Below are 16,381 nucleotides of genomic sequence, written 5' to 3'. Positions count from 1 at the left end.
ATCAAGGGTTCAAGGCTTTTTTTAGTCATCAAGGTTACTAAGATTACTTGGTTATCTATTAAAGCCCTATATATATATTATTTTTTTATTTATTTATTTTCTTATAGGCTGTTATAGAAAATTCAGTAACCCTCAGTAACCCATAGTCTATAAACCTTGATATAACAACGTTTATATGGGTTATTAAAAAAATAGTTTAGTAACCCTTAGTAACCCAAAATCAAACTTTTTTCCTATTTATAGGAGTTATGTTATTCTTCTCTTCTTTTTCCTCACCAGAAAACAGACTAGCTCCTGCAAATTCGTTTAATGTCATTCCATGAATAAAGGTTTTATTTTTTGATCCTTTTTCTTTTTTAAACCCACGAATTTCTAACTGACGATAAAAAGCACGATTCTTTAAATCCATCTCGTTATTTTGATAGCACCATTTTGTATAATTTTCATAAAGTAACTTTGCTTCAACTCTTGCTGTCGAATACACCGCACAATTTTCATCGATAAATGGTCCGAGTATATCCATATCTTCACGATATTCTGCTGTCGCTGCCTTCACGGCTTCAGGAGCACGCAACCCTTCGGCCTGCCACTTCATGCAGCCTTCCACTGCCCAACGCAAAACACCTGGCATTTCTTTTGCTAATTTATCTGGTAGATCATAATCAATCTTGTCTTTAGGTATAGTTACGGTAAATGGAATAAGCATAATCCTTCTCCAAATACCTTCGTCCGAACCTTTTACAATTGGCTTATGGTTGGTAGTGAAGAAAACCTTAAATTCAGGTGTAAACTCGAAATATTCCTGGCGTAAGAAACGTGCTGACATTTTCTCTCCACCAGTGATTTGTTTTACTAGGGCTTCAGATAATTGTTGCCCTTCTTCACTCTCAACAGCCGATACAAAACGAGCTCCATCTAATCTGGCCACATCGTTATTGATTCCTGAATCATTTCTCTTTTTTAAGAAGGTGTCACTGTTTGTCTGTCTCCCATAATCACCGAGTAGATCCTGGATAATATTAATAAAAGTAGACTTACCATTACGGCCATTACCAAATAAGAAAAACATTACTTGCTCTTTTGTTACACCGGTTAATGAATAACCAATTGCTTTCTGCAGGTAATTTATTAATTCATAATCCGCTTCACCTGCAGGTGTTTTAAAAATACTCTCCAAGAAAGCTTTCCAGTTTGGACACTCAGCATTTTTGTCATACTTGATTGGAGAAATCTTTGTTAATAACAAGTCACGGTCATGCGGTAATAATTCACCGGTCTTTAAATCAATAACTCCGTTATCACAGTTAAATAAAAAGTTATGAGCATCTAATTCTTTCTTTTTCACCGATACCATCGGTCGTACATCCAAGATGCTATTTATCCGGATAGACCTTCTTTCACATTTCTTTGCCCAATCATGCAGCAACTTTGATTGATATTTATCTTCTGTAGCCTTTGCTTCTCCGTATATGGCTCTTAATGTTTTGGCAGTGATAGCTTCAATCTGCCTTTTACTATCTTCATGCCAATGCTTACCATTCCATATGAGCCATTCCAACTCATTACAATAACGAACATTTTCGCCATGATAATATGCGATACGTTCAGCATTTCCTAACTCAGTTAAATGAAACTTTGGCGCTTCATCGATAATTTCCTCAGTATCTTCAATTGAGTTATCAGAAATGTAAACTTCATACTTTTTCTCTTCAGGCGGTTCATAATCAGCTATTGTGGAAGGAGTTGAAAGAATTGCCGTATCAATTGTCATTTGTCCATATGTACGGCCGTCACTGGAATGCGGTTTATCCCACTTCTCACGAAGTAATGAAGACTCTCTAAACATTGAATCCATCTTTGCAGCATCTTTATCCGTCCAAAATGCTAAATGATTACATAGGGCCATATCAGTTGAAGAATGATCACCATTAATCAACATGCCCTGGAATAAATCTTTAATGGCTGCACCGCTTTTACTATCAAACATTCGCTCCCATAATTCAGCATTCGATAAACTAGTAATATCTTCTCGTTCAAATGAAGTAGCGCTTTGCTTCTTTTCAGGCTTTGGCTTTTCTTTCAAATACTTCTCAAATAAAACTTTTAATTCATTCGTTCTCTCTTCCACAGGAACTTGATCTAAGCAATCACCGGTGAAAGTAAAATACCGTCCATGTCTGTACACTTCTAATCCTATATCGACATTTTTCCGTCCTGTACCTGGTCCTTTTAATGGCAGCTTACCTTTTGCAATAATGTGGATGCCATCACCACTTGGTGAATATTCCGTGTAACTATTTACAGTTTCAATAACATCCTCAGCTAAACTTGTAACAGCACCTTCTTGAATACAATGGTCAATATCAATTCCAATGAATGGATCCTCCTTTGAAAACATGAATCCAATTCCGTCATAATCTCCTTGTTCATAGAATTTTATGATCGTTGGGAACGTTGACCAGCTCCGTCTATTATTCGATTGAGCCATTTCCCCATTGATTTGATAAGGAACTTTTGTTTTCTTACCGTTTCTTACTTCTGACCGCCATAAGATCCAATGAGGAGTGTTTTTAAGCTCTGCCGGTATTTGATTAAATTTATATCTCATTTGATTTTCTCCCTTTGGAAAAGGGAGCCATTAGTAGCTCCCTCCTATTTGAATCTTGTTAATTAACTTTTAGAACGGAACATCCTCATCCGAAACTGTAAATCCAGTACTTGGAGCCGATGCTTCCGATTCTTTAAACCCATTTACTTGCGGATATTTTTTACCGTTATATTCACGCTCACCAACTACTACACGAAGATGTTTATTTAAAAGAGTATCTGCCCATTCCTTGTAAGAAGCGAATTTCATTCCTGTTGGAAATGCTGCAGCTTTAGAAATTGCTTGTAATCTCCACAGTGATTTTTCAGTTACAACAAAATTATCGAATAAAAGCTTCTGTCCTTGGAATGCCTGGTCTACATCACTACGAATTTCATAATCCACAACAATCATGTTGTTTCCGGATTCAGCTTTTTTTAATTCATAATTAACAACTGTTACCTCATATTCTCCTGGCTTAACTTGCTCAAATCCTTTAGCTTGTTCATGATCTACTGTAAACATTATTTTTCCTCCTTGTTGTTAAAAACTTGTAATCTATCTAAAGCAGCACTTAAATATTTAAGATTGAAATCTTGGAGTTTTTGTTTTGTTTTAAACTCAATTTCATCTAGCATCTTCGCTGCTTCATCACTGGATTCAACAATCTCTATAATTTTTGTAATAAGAGCATTTCTTTCATTTTCTCGCTCCGCTCTTACATCTACACCAAGTTCTAACCATTTATAAATGATTGCACCATGCTCCGGCTTAATTAATTCACCATTTTCATTTATTAAATTAGAATTATCTTTAGTTGGTGTAGCTGTATGATTTTGCTCCATACGTAGAACAATCATGAATTCGTACTCCAAATCATCTTTCTGAATTGGTTTTAATCCTAACTTACGAATTTGAAGCTTATCATTATCATCACGCTCAGCTTGATATTCTTGTTTAGTACGTAACGTAGCGATAATATGAACATCATTTTCTGTAAGTGATTTAATGAACCCTTTAATAACCGGCTTCATTGTTTTCCAATCTTGAAAACGCCCACCTAAATCTTGTTGCTGGTCCAAGATACCTCCGATACCTTCCCAAGCATGTGAAAGACTATCTGCAATAACAACCTCACAACCACTTTTCTTTAATAATTCAATCGCTTGTTGGTATCGCACTGTAGAATATGGAGCATCGAGTTCAACATATTTAAAACTACCAATCTTGTAACCTTTAATTGTATTGTTTGCATAAAGAAGTGAACGTTTGTGCTCCGTATCGATAACACCAATCTTCTTCCACAATTCTTCTTCTGGTAAATCAGGATAAGCTTCTTTCATCATTCCATATGCCAGGATTAAAGAAGTTAATGTTTTACCTCCACCACTGGCACCGAATAAGGCTATACAAGCTTTCAGCTTTTCACGTTGTGCATCTGTTACTTTTAACGACATGTTTTACGCTCCTTTTCCAAACCTATTCTTTAATATCCAATTCTGTAGCTTTATTTTGCAGACTCTCCAACATTTGTGGGATATTAAGCCTTTGAATAATATCAACGGATAACTGTTCTTTCAGATTGTTTTCAAGCGCCTTGACTATTGTTTCTTCTGCATCTTTTCTTGCAGTTTGAATCATCGTGCTAACTTTAGAAGTAAGCTCCTTAGCAAGATAATTTTGAATGAAATACTCACTTATAGATAACTTTCTATCGCTTGAATACTTAGCCTCTCGGCCATGTTCATCAAGCGTTTTTTCTGTTAGGTACCGTTCATATCTCATACCAATAAACTCGCTAATCGGTATTAATTCCACTTCTGATCCCCAACCATTTTTCTTATATGGTATTTTTAATTCATCGATTTTCTTTTCTAAGGCTCCATGAATAAAAGTATCTACAACCTCATTTGCTTTTTCTTCAGCTTCACGTTCAATTTTCGATAAAACCTTTTGTTCTACTTTTTGAATCAATCTGTCCTGTAAGCCCGAGATAACTTTACTTTTGATTACATCATCAAGATTCTCGTCTTCATCTAACCAATCTACATCTACTTCAATTTTTACTTTAGCCATTTTTTAAACCTCCACACTATAAGAGATAGACTCAGGTTTAACTGTAACGCCTGGAACAATTTGACCTGTATCATCGATAACAACCTTTTCACCGCTGATTTCTACAATCTTGAGTGTCTTCTTTAAATCGGCCCATTTCACACTATTTTTGATGAACTCAGCAAGGTCATTTTGAATGACATAATCTAAAAGTAATGCTTCATCACCTTTATCCGGCGTTTCCTTACTCTTACGAGTTTTAGATTTACCATAAGGCGTACTAATCGTTTTCTGCTTTGGATCTGCTGCAAGTTGTTCCGCATGATAACGTTGAACATGGCTTTCAAAGAAGGTGATACTATTATGGACGGAAATTAATTCGCCTTTTTCCCATTCAGCAATACGATCACGTTCAACATTTGCTAATTGGTTAATTTCCTTTTCCTTTGATTTAAGAGCAGATAGTTTACGGAATGCCCAGTTCAGGCCATTAATATCCGTAATTTCAAATTGTTGCTCCGCATCTTGCAATTGGTCCACTTCTAATAATTCATTTTGTTGTAATGCATTCATCGATATTACCTCCAAATTTATTTTTCTTTTCCTGTGCGCTATACAGCGAATAATATGTAAAACCGTTATTATCAAAAGAAACTTCAAAAGGATAATCCTTAGATACGCGACTTACTATCATAGGTTGTACTTCCGCTTCCTGTAGCAAGAATTCAAATACCTTGTGAGTTACATGTACTTGCTTATCACGAACACTGATAATTCCTTTGTCATATGCATTGTGGATGGCTTGCACACTTTCAGTGATTGTTTTAATATCCATCAATAAAACGCTCCTTTACATGAAATCAATTCATGCTATAATGACTGTGAATTTTGTTTTTCTAAATCACCTGTTGGCGCAGGTGGTTTTTCTTTTTATACAGCTCGAAAGCATTCAACATTTTGTTCCGCAATTAAGTAATTTGTTAGATTCCCTTCAAGTACGGCATTCTGTCCGAACATAAAATACCTATCATCTTGCTTAATTTCACAACCATAGAAATCTTCACCTGGATGATCAGTTTTCTTAATCGATTCCTTTTCGGCGATGTCTTCCACAAATATTGCATCGATATTACTCACACTAATATGGAATGGTACTGTCGGAGTTGCACCTTCATATTCAATTCCTGATAAAAATCCAAAGCTATTTTTAAATGTTTTAAATTGCTCTACTGTAAAACTTGCTTTGGCACCTGATTTAAAAACTAACGTTACTTCTTTCACTTAACTCACCTCCCTTCATATGCATCATTTAGACTGCTTACGTTCTCCCATTTTGCTGTAAATCTCAGCGATGATTAAACCTGTTTTAGTTAGTTCAACATCGTTTGATATTAAATGATTCTGATTCATTCGAGTCAGTTGGGCCCTAGTAATTAATTGCAAGTTATCCAATATAATATTTTGTTTATTGCTGTCTAAAAAAATAAGGCAATGTTCTTTTGGTATGGGACCATGTTCCTTTTCCCACAAGACTCTGTGTTTGTGCCTCCACCGTTTGTGCCAAGGCCCTTTATCCGAAACCTTGACTAGTACGTAACCATCACGATCGATTCGTTCACTACCGACTGGTTTATAATTTGTTGCTTGTTGTCCTTTTTTAAATTGCGTCTCAACTCCACCCCTCGTAAGGCCTTTTTTACCCTTATTAAAAGGAACGTGACCTTTTTCAAAGTGACCAGTTAAACCGCTGGAAATTTTATTATTTTTCTTAAATGTTTTTATTTGTTTTATTGAAATACTCAAATCAAATTCTTTATTTATTAAGTTCGTTAGAGCCTGATTAGACAATCCTTTTGCATTTTCTCGAATAAAAGCCACTTGTTCATCGTTAAAAAGTTTCGCCATCCTTTACCCCTCCAACATTTTTGGTTTGGTAAGATCCTTTGATTTGTATTCTGTATGAAACTTTTGAGCGTTTAACACTAAAGTTCCATTCGAAATGATTTGATTAGCTACGCTTGTTATAGAACGAGCCCTTTCTATTTCCTCGACTAATTTATCTCCCACTAAGTCCTCATCACTTAAACGCTCGAGTTGAGCAAATAAATGATTATTCAAGTCACCTAGCGTATTTCTCATTTAACTCACATCCCTTCAAGTTGAAACCTTACGGTTCATTTCTCTTAATTGACACTTTGCTTCTAATTCAGTAATAAGTAATAACGCGGGACTATGTCTCATTTCAGCGCATCTTTTTACAACTTCTGATGCTTTCATTAATTTACTTGCGGATAATACTCCGTTCATGATTGGTCACCTTCCTTATCTATTTTTGTTTTCCGATATAAGTCAAATTAGTACACAACTTACCATCTTCTATTACTACTTCTCTTTCATAATTCGACAAAATTTCTTCGTGATTGATTTTTTCTACTTTTTCACCGTACCTCCAATATCCAGCACGAAGTAGAAACTCAGAATATCCTTCTGGAATCGGTAACTCATAACCATCTAAGGTTATTCTAGTCACCTCAATACCTTCCCTAATTATCATTTCTTCCACCTTCTACATTTCAAGAGTGACTCCACCCTCAACTCTACTTAAAGTAGAGTTGACATTAAAAAAAATTTGATCATAACTAATTTCTAGTAGATCACAAATTTTCTTTGCATTTCCTACAGTCACCTCATCAGGATGATTTTCCATATTTCTATATGTTTGAACATGGACTTTTAAATGCTGCGCCATATCAGTTTGAGTAAACCCTTTTATTAATCGCGCTTGTTTAATAGTGAGAATCATCACTTTCACCTCATTTCTATTCGCTTGTAAACTCATAATAATCTACTAAAAGTAGAATGTCAACACCAAAAAAACTCTTTTAATCTACCTTTATATTAAAATACCGAATTTAAAGTAGAATTTTTTCGACATTATATTGAATAAGTTCTACTTTTAGTTTAATATTATAAATATAAAGTTGACGGAGGTCACTAAAATGAGCATAGGAAAAAATATTAAAAAATTAAGGGACAAGCATAATCTTTCACAAAAGGAATTTGGGGAAATAGCTGGTGTTTCAGATAAGGCAGTATCCACTTGGGAAAAAGGGCTAAAAGAACCAAGAATGGGATCACTTCAAAAAATAGCTGATCATTTCGGAATTTTAAAAAGTGACATCATCGAAGATAAAGATTCTAATGTTACTCACATCAGACCTAATCAGCCAAATATTAAAAATAACTGTGAACCTGTACCTCTACTTGGAGCAATATCTGCTGGAACTCCACTTGAAATGGTTACTGTTGAAGAATGGATTAACGTTCCAGTAGAAATAACTGACTGTCACCCTCATGCCTTTTTATTAAGAGTAGTTGGCGATAGCATGAGTAAAGTAATACCACCAAATATGTTAGCGTTGATAGATCCAGATGTTGAAATTAAAAATGGAGATATTGCTGCAGTTGCAGTTAATGGATTCGATGCAACTCTAAAAAGATTTTATAAGTTCCAAGATGGAATTACTTTAGAACCCGAAAGTTATAATCCTGAATATAAAACACAATTTTATGATTCTAAAACACAAGAACACACTCCTGTTGTAGTAAAAGGAAAATTAGTTTGGTATATGGCACCTCTTAACGCTAAATTTTAAATGTAAAAGGTGATTATTTTGACTAAAGCAGCTATATATATTCGTGTTAGTACGCAAGACCAAATTGAAAACTATAGTATAGAGGTTCAAAGAGAAAGAATAAGAGCGTTTTGCAAAGCTAAAAATTGGGACATCTATGATGAATATATAGACGGCGGTTATTCAGGTTCAAATTTAGAGCGTCCTGGTATAAAAAAACTTATAACTGATTTAAAAAACATAGATGCAGTTGTTGTATTAAAATTGGATAGGTTATCTCGTTCTCAAAGAGATACATTAGAACTTATTGAAGAACATTTTTTGAAAAACAAGGTAGACTTTGTATCTATTACAGAAACATTAGATACTTCCACACCATTCGGTAAAGCAATGATCGGTATTCTATCTGTATTTGCTCAATTAGAACGTGAAACAATTGCAGAACGTATGAGAATGGGACATGTTAAACGAGCGGAAAACGGTTTAAGAGGTAACGGTGGAGACTATGATCCAGCTGGCTATACTAGGAAAGATGGACAATTAATAATTAAAGACGACGAAGCTACTCACATTAAAAGAGTTTTTGATTTATATGAGCAATATTATTCAATTACTAAAGTGCAGGAAGTTTTAAAAGAGGAAGGCTATCCTATTTGGAGATTTCGAAGATATAGGGACATTCTTTCTAATACATTATATATAGGGCGTGTAACCTTTTCAGGAAAAGAATACGAAGGTCAGCATGAACCTATAGTTACATCAGAACAGTTTAAACGTGTACAGACGCTGTTGAAACGTCACAAGGGACATAATGCCCATAAAGCTAAGCAAAGCTTGTTATCAGGGCTAATAGCTTGTTCTTGTTGTGGAGAGAATTATGTAGCATACAGTACAGGTAAATCTAAGGATACTGAATCCAAAAGATATTATTATTACATTTGTAGAGCCAAGAGATTCCCAGCTGAATATGAAGAAAGATGTATGAATAAAACCTGGTCCAGAAAAAAACTTGAAGAAGTTGTTATTTCTGAATTAAAAAGTTTAACCGAAGAAAAAAAACAGACTAATAAAAAAGAGAAAAAGGTAAATTATGAAAAACTAATTAAAGATATAGATAAGAAAATGGAACGCTTGCTTGATTTATTTATGAATACTACAAACATCAGTAAAAACCTTTTAGAACAGCAAATGGAGAAACTGAATTTAGAAAAAGAAAAGCTCCTTCTTAAACAACAACGTTCTGAAGAAGAATCTATTTCTCATGAAGTAACCTTAACTGCTATAGATGATGCATTTGAAACATTAGATTTTAAAGAAAAACAAGTTATTATCAACAACTTCATAGAAAAAATTTACATTAATCAAAATAACGTCAAAATTATTTGGCGTTTTTAAGTAATTATTTTATGTATTCATTTCCGGCTATTCATACAGCCCAAATAAAAAATGATTCTTTTTGCCTAATAGCCTCTATAACTCCTTGCGCCGCCAAATTCTGGCCAGTAGACAACGTACCGTTCCACTGTAACAAGTTTAAATTCTTTTCTCTCTTTCTTTCAGCAATCCCGCGAACAAGTACAGCACATTCACTTACCCTCCCCATCGTTATACACTTCCGGCAATATGCGCACACTTTACTGCACCTTTTACATAAAAACGACGCAAATAGCCGCCGATCTACATTTCCGCAGCGTTGGCACATATATTTAGAATTCTTCTTTTTTACACCTTGTACACATACGATCTCTCCCCTCTTTTTCAAATCGTTTAATTCCCTCTGTAAATCTGAAGAAAGTTCTTCTAATAGCAACTGTTTCCCCGCTAGCATCAACAATCACCTCCAGCACTACTATAAACCTTTCTCATCATCTCGTAAAAACTCAAAAAAGCCGATAACCTACTTATAAAATAGTAAGCTATCGACTTTATACACGTTTTTTATTCTTTTATAAATCCTAGAATCGACCGTATCCTAAGAAATGTTTTTGGTTATACGAACTGTTAATATCACCGTACGCAATTCCTTTATCACTAGCATGGATCATTTGGCCATTACCAACGTAAATACCGATGTGAGATGGACCTGCTTTATAAGTACCTTGGAAGAATACTAAGTCTCCTGGTTGTGGGCTATCTACTTTAGAAACTGAGTTCCAGTAACCCCTAACGTCTTGACGACCTACACCAAAGATGTAAGAAATGAATCCACTACAGTCAAAACCACCGTTTGATGGAGATGCACTTCCCCAAACATATGGCATACCTAAGTATTGCTTTGCCTTACCAATTACGCCCGGAGTCGGATTTGAATCTGGTGTTGGAGCTGGCTTTTTCTCTTCTTGTTTAGGTGCTTCTTTCTTAGGCTCTTCTTTTTTTGGTTCCTCTTTTTTAGGTTCTTCTTTTTGAGCTTGTCCACCATTGTTTGCTGGTGCAGCTTGCTCTGCAGGTGCTTGTGCTGGTTGAGCTTGCGCAGCTTTAGCAGCTTGCTCTGCTTGTTTTTGAGCAGCAGCTTCTTGTGCAGCTTTTGCTTGTGCTTCTTCTTCTGCAATGCGTTGTAATTGTAACGCTTGTTTCTCAAGCTCTTTCAATTGACCTTCCGTACTTGTCATTGAAGTTACAACTGTATCCATTTTACCGCTTAAATCGTTTACCGCTGTTGCTTTTTTCTCTTTTTCAGCGTCAAGTTCTTTCTTAGCAGTTTCAATTTGAGCTTGTGCTTCTTTTAATTCTTTTTGTTTCTCTTTTACCGTTGCAACATCTTTTTTCACACTAGCTTGGTCTTCTTGTTGTGTTTTCATGATATCTTCATCAGACTCAAGAATTTTAGAAACAGAAGTTAAACGATCAACTAAATCTGCAACGTTTTTAGAGTTTACAAGAACTTCTGTTACAACGTTTGTATTTGGTTGTTCTTGAAGTGCGACTAAACGCTTTCTTAATAGCTCTTCACGTTTTGCAATCTTTGTTTGTAATTCTGCAATATCTTTATTTTTCTTTTCAATTAATTGCTCAGTATCAGCAACTTTTTTCATTGTTTCATCAAGCTTTGCAGCATTCTCTTGAACAGATTTATCTAAACCTTGAATTGTTTTGTTTAAGTCATTCATTTGCTTTTGTAATTCATCACGTTCTTGTTGTTGTTTATGTAAAGTGTCATTTTGTGTGTTAATTTGTGATTTCACGTCAGAAATTTTATCTTCTGCAAATACATTTGGTGTTAGCCCAGAAAACATTAATCCTGCAACTAATGCACAAGATGCCATTTTTAGCTTTTTCATTTTATTTTTTACACCGCTTTCTTTTTTCTTTTTCCGTATATAACCTATAAAATTTATACCATAATTCGGGATTTTTTTTGCTAATGTTACGTTTTTGTAAAACAAATGTAATATTATATGTAGCTCTAGCGCAAAATGCGTATATTTTTGTATGTATGTGTAGAAATTTATATAATTTTCTCACTTCTATAAACAAAGAAAAAACGTAAGGAATCCCTTACGTTTTATTAAATATACGAATACAAATGAAATACTACTTCATCCATTTCTCAGCCCAATTTTGGACCTCATCCATAACACTTTCTAACGCTTTTCCCTTGTCAGTTAAGCCATACTCGATTCGAACTGGTACTTCTGGATAGACATTACGAACTACAATGCCCTCGCTTTCCAATTCCTTTAAACGCTCTGACAACATACGATCGCTCATATTTGGGATAATATCTGCGATTTCTCTAAAACGTTTCGACTCTTCAAGCAAAGATTTAATAATTAAGCCAGTCCACTTCTTACTAAGCAGAGTAAAAGCTGACTCAAACTTTGGACATAAACAAGAATTATGCTCCATATGTTTCACCTCTCTTCCATTATAATATAGTTTCTTGTAAAAAGTAAGTTATAAAACTTTCCTCATTATTTTATTTTACGTACATTTTACCATTTCCAAATATTAACTTGTCAACTAAACGTAACATACCCGTAAAAAAACCCTCTTAAAAAGAGAGCTTTTTATATCTTTATTACTTCGTATACCATCCAAGACCTAATGCACCTTCACCTAAGTGCGTACCAATTACAGCTCCAAAATAACCTGTACGAATTGTGACGTGAGGATATTTTGCTTCTAATTCTTTCTTCCATTCATGCGCTTCCTCTTCACGTTGCGCATGAATGATAACTGCTTCCATAGGTACACCTTTACTTGCTTGCTCATCAAAAATTTCAATGATACGTTTTAATGCTTTTTTACGTGTACGAATCTTTTCAAACGGAATAATGATTTTATCTCTAAAATATAAAACTGGCTTCACTTGTAACAGACTGCCGATGAAAGCTTGCGCGCTATTTAATCGACCACCACGTTGTAAATGATGTAAATCATCAACTACAAAATAGGCGTCCATCGTTTTCTTCATTTCATCAAAACGAGCGATAATCTCTTTTGGATTCTTTCCTTCACTTGCTAACTTTGCACCTTCACGCACATAAAATCCTTGTACTTCACAACTAATTTCAGAGTCATACGTGTATACATCAATACCTTCTACCATCTGTCCAGCTGTTGTTGATGTTTGATATGTACCACTAATTCCACTTGATAGGTGAATACTAATAACTGCATCATAATCTTTAGCTAGTTCTTCATATAGCTCAACAAACTTTCCGATTGCTGGTTGAGAAGTTTTTGGAAGTTCCTCTTGTTCACGTACTTTCACATAAAAATCATCTGCTGAAATTTCAGCTTCTTCTTGATAAGATTCTGTTCCAAACACAACGTTTAATGGAATCATATATATATTGAGTTCATCACGAATTTGCTTCGGTATATATGCCGTACTATCAGTAACAATAGCTATTTTCATTTTCGTACCTGCCTTATAAAAAGTTTTATTTCCTAATTTTACACGAAAACTACAAATGGTGCATCCATACATGAAAATGCCGGTTGAAATTATACCTACCATCTCGACAAATTACAACAAAAAGATAAAATACTCACCAAAAACTTCAGCATATTTAGAAAAAATGTTTGAATATAAAAAGGCTCGCTTTTAAAATGGAAAGTACTAGTCATTTTGATAGATAGGGGCGTACACAAGTGCTATTACAATATTTTACAATCAAAGACTACGGCGAACACGAAATCGTCATTCAAAAATCAAGATTTATTTGTTATATTAGCCGAGCAACAACTGAGGAAGAGGCTCAAGAATTTATACAAAAAATAAAAAAACAACACTGGAATGCAACACATAATTGTTCCGCTTATTTAATTGGCGAACAAGATCATATTCAAAAGGCAAATGATGACGGTGAGCCTAGCGGTACAGCTGGCGTACCAATGTTAGAGGTACTAAAAAAACGCGGACTAAAAGATACCGTCGTCGTCGTAACACGCTATTTTGGTGGCATTAAACTTGGCGCAGGTGGATTAATTCGTGCATATGGAAAGTGTACAAGCGAAGGCATTAATCATGTCGGTGTTGTCCAGCGAAAACTAATGCGTGTGATGCAAACCGAGATTGATTACACATTACTTGGCAAAGTGGAAAATGAATTACGCAATTCAAAATATGCCATTAAAGATATTCATTATCTAGAAAATGTCACATTTGATACGTATGTAGAAGAAGACGGCAAACAAGCATTTACAGATTGGATGATTGAATTAACAAACGGGAAATGTACAATTACAGAAGGAGATATGTTGTACTTAGAACAAGATGTTATCTAAGCATAACCCATTTATCACCTTCAAAGATTAATGTAGTGAATTACTTCCCTACAAATGAACTAACGAACTAAGGAGATTATATATGGAAGAACGTTATTATCATCTCCAAAATAGCAGAATAAAAAAGAAGCGAAGAAGGAAACTTTTCTTCTTCCTTATTTTCGCATTTTTATTTGGCAGTATAGGAGTTTATGTGTTAAATTCTTACTCTTCTCTTATGGGGATGTATAGTGGTTTTACTCGTGAAAAATCGGATTTAAGAAACGAAGATGTAGAAATTACAAAGGAACCTTTTACAATTCTCATTATGGGTATAGAAGATTATGCGACAGATGGTCAAAATGGTCGTACAGACTCATTAATGTTTGCAACAGTCAATCCGAAAACTAAAAAGGTTTCACTTATGAGCATTCCTCGTGATAGCCGCGTTCCGATTGTTGGAAAGGGAAAAGAAGACAAAATTAATGCCGCCCATGCTTACGGTGGAGAGGAAATGGCAATCAAAACTGTAGAAGGTTTTCTAAAAGTTCCTGTAGACCATTATATTAAAATTGATTTCCAAGGCTTTAAAGGTATCGTTGATGCTGTTGGCGGTGTTACCGTTGACGTACCCTTCGATTTTTGGGAGCGCTCTGACGTGGATTACTACAAAAAAATTCAATTTAAGCAAGGACAGCAAAACTTAAACGGTGAAGAAGCACTTGCTTACGTCCGTATGCGAAAGCAAGATCCAAATGGCGATTATGGTCGTGCTGCTAGACAAAGACAATTACTGGCCGCTGTTGCCCAAAAGCTAAACTCCACCTCTACTGTATTTAAAATTAAAGATTTAACGACTGTAGTTGGAAAATATATAAAAACCGACATTCCTATTTCAGACGGACTTGCTCTTTACAATAAACTCTCTGGATTTGATCCTTCTACAATACAAACGTTAAAGCTTGAAGGCGAAGACAAAAAGATAGGCGGTATTTATTACTTCCTTCCAGATCCAATCAGTGTCGAAACGGTGCGTAACGAAATTGAAAAAGAATTAGGAGAAAAAGCAAAAAATCCAACTACAAAAAACAATTCAAATCCTGATTCAAATTCAAGTTCTAATTCTAACGAACAAACAAAAAAAGCAACAAACCAAAATAAAACACCAACTGATCCGCCACCTTCTACAAATGCTCATGCAGAGTGGATTATGCGCAATCAGCCGTAACAAAAAGGCCCAATCTATGCGATTGGGCCTTTTTTATTTACTTATTAAAGTGCTGTAAAATTGCTTCTACAATACGCTCTGATGCACGACCATCACCGTAAGGGTTAGATGCTTTCGCCATCTTATCATGAGCTTCTTTATCTGATAACAGCTCATCAGCAAGACCAAAGATTGTCTCTTCGTCTGTTCCTGCTAATTTCAGCGTACCTGCTTCAATACCTTCAGGGCGCTCTGTTGTATCACGAAGAACAAGAACTGGTACACCAAGTGATGGAGCTTCTTCTTGTACACCACCAGAATCCGTTAACATTAAGTATGAACGAGCTGCAACATTGTGGAAATCAATTACATCTAGCGGCTCAATTAAATGAATACGGTTATGTTCACCTAAAATTTCATTTGCTATTTCACGAACAACAGGGTTCATATGAACAGGGTACACAACTTGTACATCTTCATGTTTGTCAACAAGACGCTTAATTGCACGGAACATATTACGCATCGGTTCACCTAAGTTTTCACGGCGGTGAGCTGTCATAAGTACAAGACGATCATTTCCAAGTTTCTCTAGTACAGGATGACTATATGTTTCTTTTACAGTCGTTTGTAGTGCGTCAATCGCTGTATTTCCTGTAATGAAAATACGTGACTCATCTTTATTTTCCTTCTGTAAGTTCGTTGCTGATTTTGCTGTCGGTGAGAAATGAAGATCCGCCATTACACCTGTTAATTGACGATTCATCTCTTCTGGGTATGGAGAATACTTATCCCATGTACGAAGGCCCGCCTCAACATGACCTACTGGAATTTGATTATAAAAAGCAGCTAAACTTGCAATAAATGTTGTTGTTGTATCACCATGTACAAGTACAATATCCGGCTTCGCTTCTTTCATTACTTTATCCAAACCTTCTAAACCACGCGTTGTAACATCAATTAAAGTTTGGCGGTCTTTCATAATATTTAAATCGAAATCTGGCGTAATTCCAAAGATACTTAATACTTGATCTAACATTTGGCGATGTTGTGCTGTTACAGTCACAATCGATTCAATTTTTTCTGGGTGTTTTTGCAACTCTAATACAAGAGGTGCCATTTTAATTGCTTCTGGACGTGTCCCGAAAATTGTCATTACTTTTAAACGTTCAGTCATGTGATTGCCTC

The 16,381-nt window shown here is 35.2% G+C and carries 20 protein-coding genes and 1 pseudogene; 4 read left to right on the top strand and 17 right to left on the bottom strand.

Annotated features, from left to right (window positions below; genetic code table 11):
- Positions 1 to 220: 220 nt before the first annotated feature.
- The 12 genes from ACS2CR_RS05940 to ACS2CR_RS05885 all read right to left on the bottom strand — a co-directional run bounded on the left by ACS2CR_RS05940 (position 221) and on the right by ACS2CR_RS05885 (position 7,481).
- Positions 221 to 2,608 carry a phage/plasmid primase, P4 family gene (locus ACS2CR_RS05940; protein WP_153602774.1) on the bottom strand — a complete coding sequence of 796 codons (2,388 nt, stop codon included), beginning with the start codon at positions 2,606 to 2,608 and terminating at the stop codon, positions 221 to 223.
- Between the two features lie 69 nt (positions 2,609 to 2,677).
- Positions 2,678 to 3,112: a DUF669 domain-containing protein gene (locus ACS2CR_RS05935; RefSeq protein WP_016109502.1), complete on the bottom strand. Its 435-nt coding sequence runs from the start codon at positions 3,110 to 3,112 to the stop codon at positions 2,678 to 2,680.
- Complete coding sequence (locus ACS2CR_RS05930) at positions 3,112 to 4,044, bottom strand: AAA family ATPase (RefSeq protein WP_325839017.1); 933 nt, start codon at positions 4,042 to 4,044, stop codon at positions 3,112 to 3,114. Before ACS2CR_RS05930 ends, ACS2CR_RS05935 begins: the two co-directional genes overlap by 1 nt.
- A 22-nt stretch (positions 4,045 to 4,066) precedes the next feature.
- Positions 4,067 to 4,663 (bottom strand): hypothetical protein, encoded by a 597-nt coding sequence (locus ACS2CR_RS05925; RefSeq protein WP_153602928.1) that lies wholly within the window; start codon positions 4,661 to 4,663, stop codon positions 4,067 to 4,069.
- Between the two features lie 3 nt (positions 4,664 to 4,666).
- Positions 4,667 to 5,215: a host-nuclease inhibitor Gam family protein gene (locus ACS2CR_RS05920; RefSeq protein WP_153602927.1), complete on the bottom strand. Its 549-nt coding sequence runs from the start codon at positions 5,213 to 5,215 to the stop codon at positions 4,667 to 4,669.
- Positions 5,193 to 5,477: a hypothetical protein gene (locus tag ACS2CR_RS05915; RefSeq protein WP_153602926.1), complete on the bottom strand. Its 285-nt coding sequence runs from the start codon at positions 5,475 to 5,477 to the stop codon at positions 5,193 to 5,195. The genes ACS2CR_RS05920 and ACS2CR_RS05915 overlap by 23 nt, the downstream gene beginning before the upstream one ends.
- 95 nt (positions 5,478 to 5,572) lie before the next feature.
- The gene (locus ACS2CR_RS05910; RefSeq protein ID WP_309567727.1) at positions 5,573 to 5,923 is read right to left on the bottom strand and encodes a YqaI family protein; all 351 of its coding nucleotides are present in this window, start codon (positions 5,921 to 5,923) and stop codon (positions 5,573 to 5,575) included.
- A gap of 24 nt (positions 5,924 to 5,947) precedes the next feature.
- Positions 5,948 to 6,547, bottom strand: a complete 600-nt coding sequence (locus ACS2CR_RS05905) for an HNH endonuclease signature motif containing protein (RefSeq protein WP_153602925.1) — start codon at positions 6,545 to 6,547, stop codon at positions 5,948 to 5,950.
- A 3-nt stretch (positions 6,548 to 6,550) separates the two neighbouring features.
- Positions 6,551 to 6,781, bottom strand: a complete 231-nt coding sequence (locus ACS2CR_RS05900) for a hypothetical protein (RefSeq protein WP_098213900.1) — start codon at positions 6,779 to 6,781, stop codon at positions 6,551 to 6,553.
- A gap of 15 nt (positions 6,782 to 6,796) precedes the next feature.
- The gene (locus ACS2CR_RS05895; RefSeq protein ID WP_309567726.1) at positions 6,797 to 6,949 is read right to left on the bottom strand and encodes a hypothetical protein; all 153 of its coding nucleotides are present in this window, start codon (positions 6,947 to 6,949) and stop codon (positions 6,797 to 6,799) included.
- Between the two features lie 19 nt (positions 6,950 to 6,968).
- Entirely contained in the window at positions 6,969 to 7,196 is a 228-nt protein-coding gene (locus tag ACS2CR_RS05890; protein WP_063676117.1) for a hypothetical protein, read from the bottom strand.
- A gap of 12 nt (positions 7,197 to 7,208) precedes the next feature.
- A complete protein-coding gene (locus tag ACS2CR_RS05885; RefSeq protein ID WP_309567725.1) occupies positions 7,209 to 7,481 on the bottom strand; it encodes a helix-turn-helix transcriptional regulator in 273 nt (90 codons plus the stop codon).
- A gap of 160 nt (positions 7,482 to 7,641) precedes the next feature.
- Here ACS2CR_RS05885 and ACS2CR_RS05880 point away from each other — a divergent pair, with 160 nt between their 5' ends.
- Positions 7,642 to 8,298 (top strand): LexA family protein, encoded by a 657-nt coding sequence (locus tag ACS2CR_RS05880; protein ID WP_153602924.1) that lies wholly within the window; start codon positions 7,642 to 7,644, stop codon positions 8,296 to 8,298.
- Between the two features lie 18 nt (positions 8,299 to 8,316).
- On the top strand, positions 8,317 to 9,672 hold the full coding sequence (locus tag ACS2CR_RS05875) for a recombinase family protein (protein WP_153602923.1): 1,356 nt from the start codon (positions 8,317 to 8,319) through the stop codon (positions 9,670 to 9,672).
- A gap of 34 nt (positions 9,673 to 9,706) precedes the next feature.
- Here the strand turns inward: ACS2CR_RS05875 and ACS2CR_RS05870 are convergent.
- From ACS2CR_RS05870 to ACS2CR_RS05855, 4 genes and pseudogenes are all read right to left on the bottom strand, one after another.
- A pseudogene (locus tag ACS2CR_RS05870) lies at positions 9,707 to 10,105 on the bottom strand (DNA/RNA helicase); the annotation flags it as partial.
- Between the two features lie 127 nt (positions 10,106 to 10,232).
- Positions 10,233 to 11,660: a C40 family peptidase gene (locus tag ACS2CR_RS05865; protein WP_053514254.1), complete on the bottom strand. Its 1,428-nt coding sequence runs from the start codon at positions 11,658 to 11,660 to the stop codon at positions 10,233 to 10,235.
- Positions 11,661 to 11,808: 148 nt separating this feature from the next.
- On the bottom strand, positions 11,809 to 12,123 hold the full coding sequence (locus ACS2CR_RS05860; protein ID WP_000400857.1) for a winged helix-turn-helix transcriptional regulator: 315 nt from the start codon (positions 12,121 to 12,123) through the stop codon (positions 11,809 to 11,811).
- A 172-nt stretch (positions 12,124 to 12,295) separates the two neighbouring features.
- Positions 12,296 to 13,138, bottom strand: a complete 843-nt coding sequence (locus ACS2CR_RS05855; protein WP_002103834.1) for a DegV family protein — start codon at positions 13,136 to 13,138, stop codon at positions 12,296 to 12,298.
- Between the two features lie 236 nt (positions 13,139 to 13,374).
- Between ACS2CR_RS05855 and ACS2CR_RS05850 the strand changes: the two genes are divergently transcribed.
- Both ACS2CR_RS05850 and ACS2CR_RS05845 read left to right on the top strand, forming a co-directional pair.
- Complete coding sequence (locus tag ACS2CR_RS05850; RefSeq protein WP_000926665.1) at positions 13,375 to 14,010, top strand: YigZ family protein; 636 nt, start codon at positions 13,375 to 13,377, stop codon at positions 14,008 to 14,010.
- An 82-nt stretch (positions 14,011 to 14,092) separates the two neighbouring features.
- Positions 14,093 to 15,217 carry an LCP family protein gene (locus tag ACS2CR_RS05845; protein WP_000392787.1) on the top strand — a complete coding sequence of 375 codons (1,125 nt, stop codon included), beginning with the start codon at positions 14,093 to 14,095 and terminating at the stop codon, positions 15,215 to 15,217.
- A gap of 37 nt (positions 15,218 to 15,254) precedes the next feature.
- On the opposite strand, the gene wecB is transcribed toward ACS2CR_RS05845, so the two are convergent.
- Positions 15,255 to 16,370 carry a non-hydrolyzing UDP-N-acetylglucosamine 2-epimerase gene (gene wecB / locus ACS2CR_RS05840; RefSeq protein WP_000140145.1) on the bottom strand — a complete coding sequence of 372 codons (1,116 nt, stop codon included), beginning with the start codon at positions 16,368 to 16,370 and terminating at the stop codon, positions 15,255 to 15,257.
- Positions 16,371 to 16,381: the final 11 nt, after the last annotated feature.

Origin of the sequence: Bacillus cereus group sp. BceL291 (assembly GCF_051776705.1) — a bacterium.
Classification (GTDB): Bacteria; Bacillota; Bacilli; order Bacillales; family Bacillaceae_G; genus Bacillus_A; species Bacillus_A cereus.
This window is presented reverse-complemented; position numbering and strand designations above follow the sequence as displayed.

Excerpts from the sequence above, each read along its gene's own strand:
- ACS2CR_RS05940 (WP_153602774.1), bottom strand. The coding sequence starts at position 2,608 with ATGAGATATAAATTTAATCAAATACCGGCAGAGCTTAAAAACACTCCT.
- ACS2CR_RS05935 (WP_016109502.1), bottom strand. The coding sequence starts at position 3,112 with ATGTTTACAGTAGATCATGAACAAGCTAAAGGATTTGAGCAAGTTAAG.
- ACS2CR_RS05930 (WP_325839017.1), bottom strand. The coding sequence starts at position 4,044 with ATGTCGTTAAAAGTAACAGATGCACAACGTGAAAAGCTGAAAGCTTGT.
- ACS2CR_RS05925 (WP_153602928.1), bottom strand. The coding sequence starts at position 4,663 with ATGGCTAAAGTAAAAATTGAAGTAGATGTAGATTGGTTAGATGAAGAC.
- ACS2CR_RS05920 (WP_153602927.1), bottom strand. The coding sequence starts at position 5,215 with ATGAATGCATTACAACAAAATGAATTATTAGAAGTGGACCAATTGCAA.
- ACS2CR_RS05915 (WP_153602926.1), bottom strand. The coding sequence starts at position 5,477 with ATGGATATTAAAACAATCACTGAAAGTGTGCAAGCCATCCACAATGCA.
- ACS2CR_RS05905 (WP_153602925.1), bottom strand. The coding sequence starts at position 6,547 with ATGGCGAAACTTTTTAACGATGAACAAGTGGCTTTTATTCGAGAAAAT.
- ACS2CR_RS05900 (WP_098213900.1), bottom strand. The coding sequence starts at position 6,781 with ATGAGAAATACGCTAGGTGACTTGAATAATCATTTATTTGCTCAACTC.
- ACS2CR_RS05895 (WP_309567726.1), bottom strand. The coding sequence starts at position 6,949 with ATGAACGGAGTATTATCCGCAAGTAAATTAATGAAAGCATCAGAAGTT.
- ACS2CR_RS05890 (WP_063676117.1), bottom strand. The coding sequence starts at position 7,196 with ATGATAATTAGGGAAGGTATTGAGGTGACTAGAATAACCTTAGATGGT.
- ACS2CR_RS05885 (WP_309567725.1), bottom strand. The coding sequence starts at position 7,481 with ATGAGTTTACAAGCGAATAGAAATGAGGTGAAAGTGATGATTCTCACT.
- ACS2CR_RS05880 (WP_153602924.1), top strand. The coding sequence starts at position 7,642 with ATGAGCATAGGAAAAAATATTAAAAAATTAAGGGACAAGCATAATCTT.
- ACS2CR_RS05860 (WP_000400857.1), bottom strand. The coding sequence starts at position 12,123 with ATGGAGCATAATTCTTGTTTATGTCCAAAGTTTGAGTCAGCTTTTACT.
- ACS2CR_RS05855 (WP_002103834.1), bottom strand. The coding sequence starts at position 13,138 with ATGAAAATAGCTATTGTTACTGATAGTACGGCATATATACCGAAGCAA.
- ACS2CR_RS05845 (WP_000392787.1), top strand. The coding sequence starts at position 14,093 with ATGGAAGAACGTTATTATCATCTCCAAAATAGCAGAATAAAAAAGAAG.
- wecB (WP_000140145.1), bottom strand. The coding sequence starts at position 16,370 with ATGACTGAACGTTTAAAAGTAATGACAATTTTCGGGACACGTCCAGAA.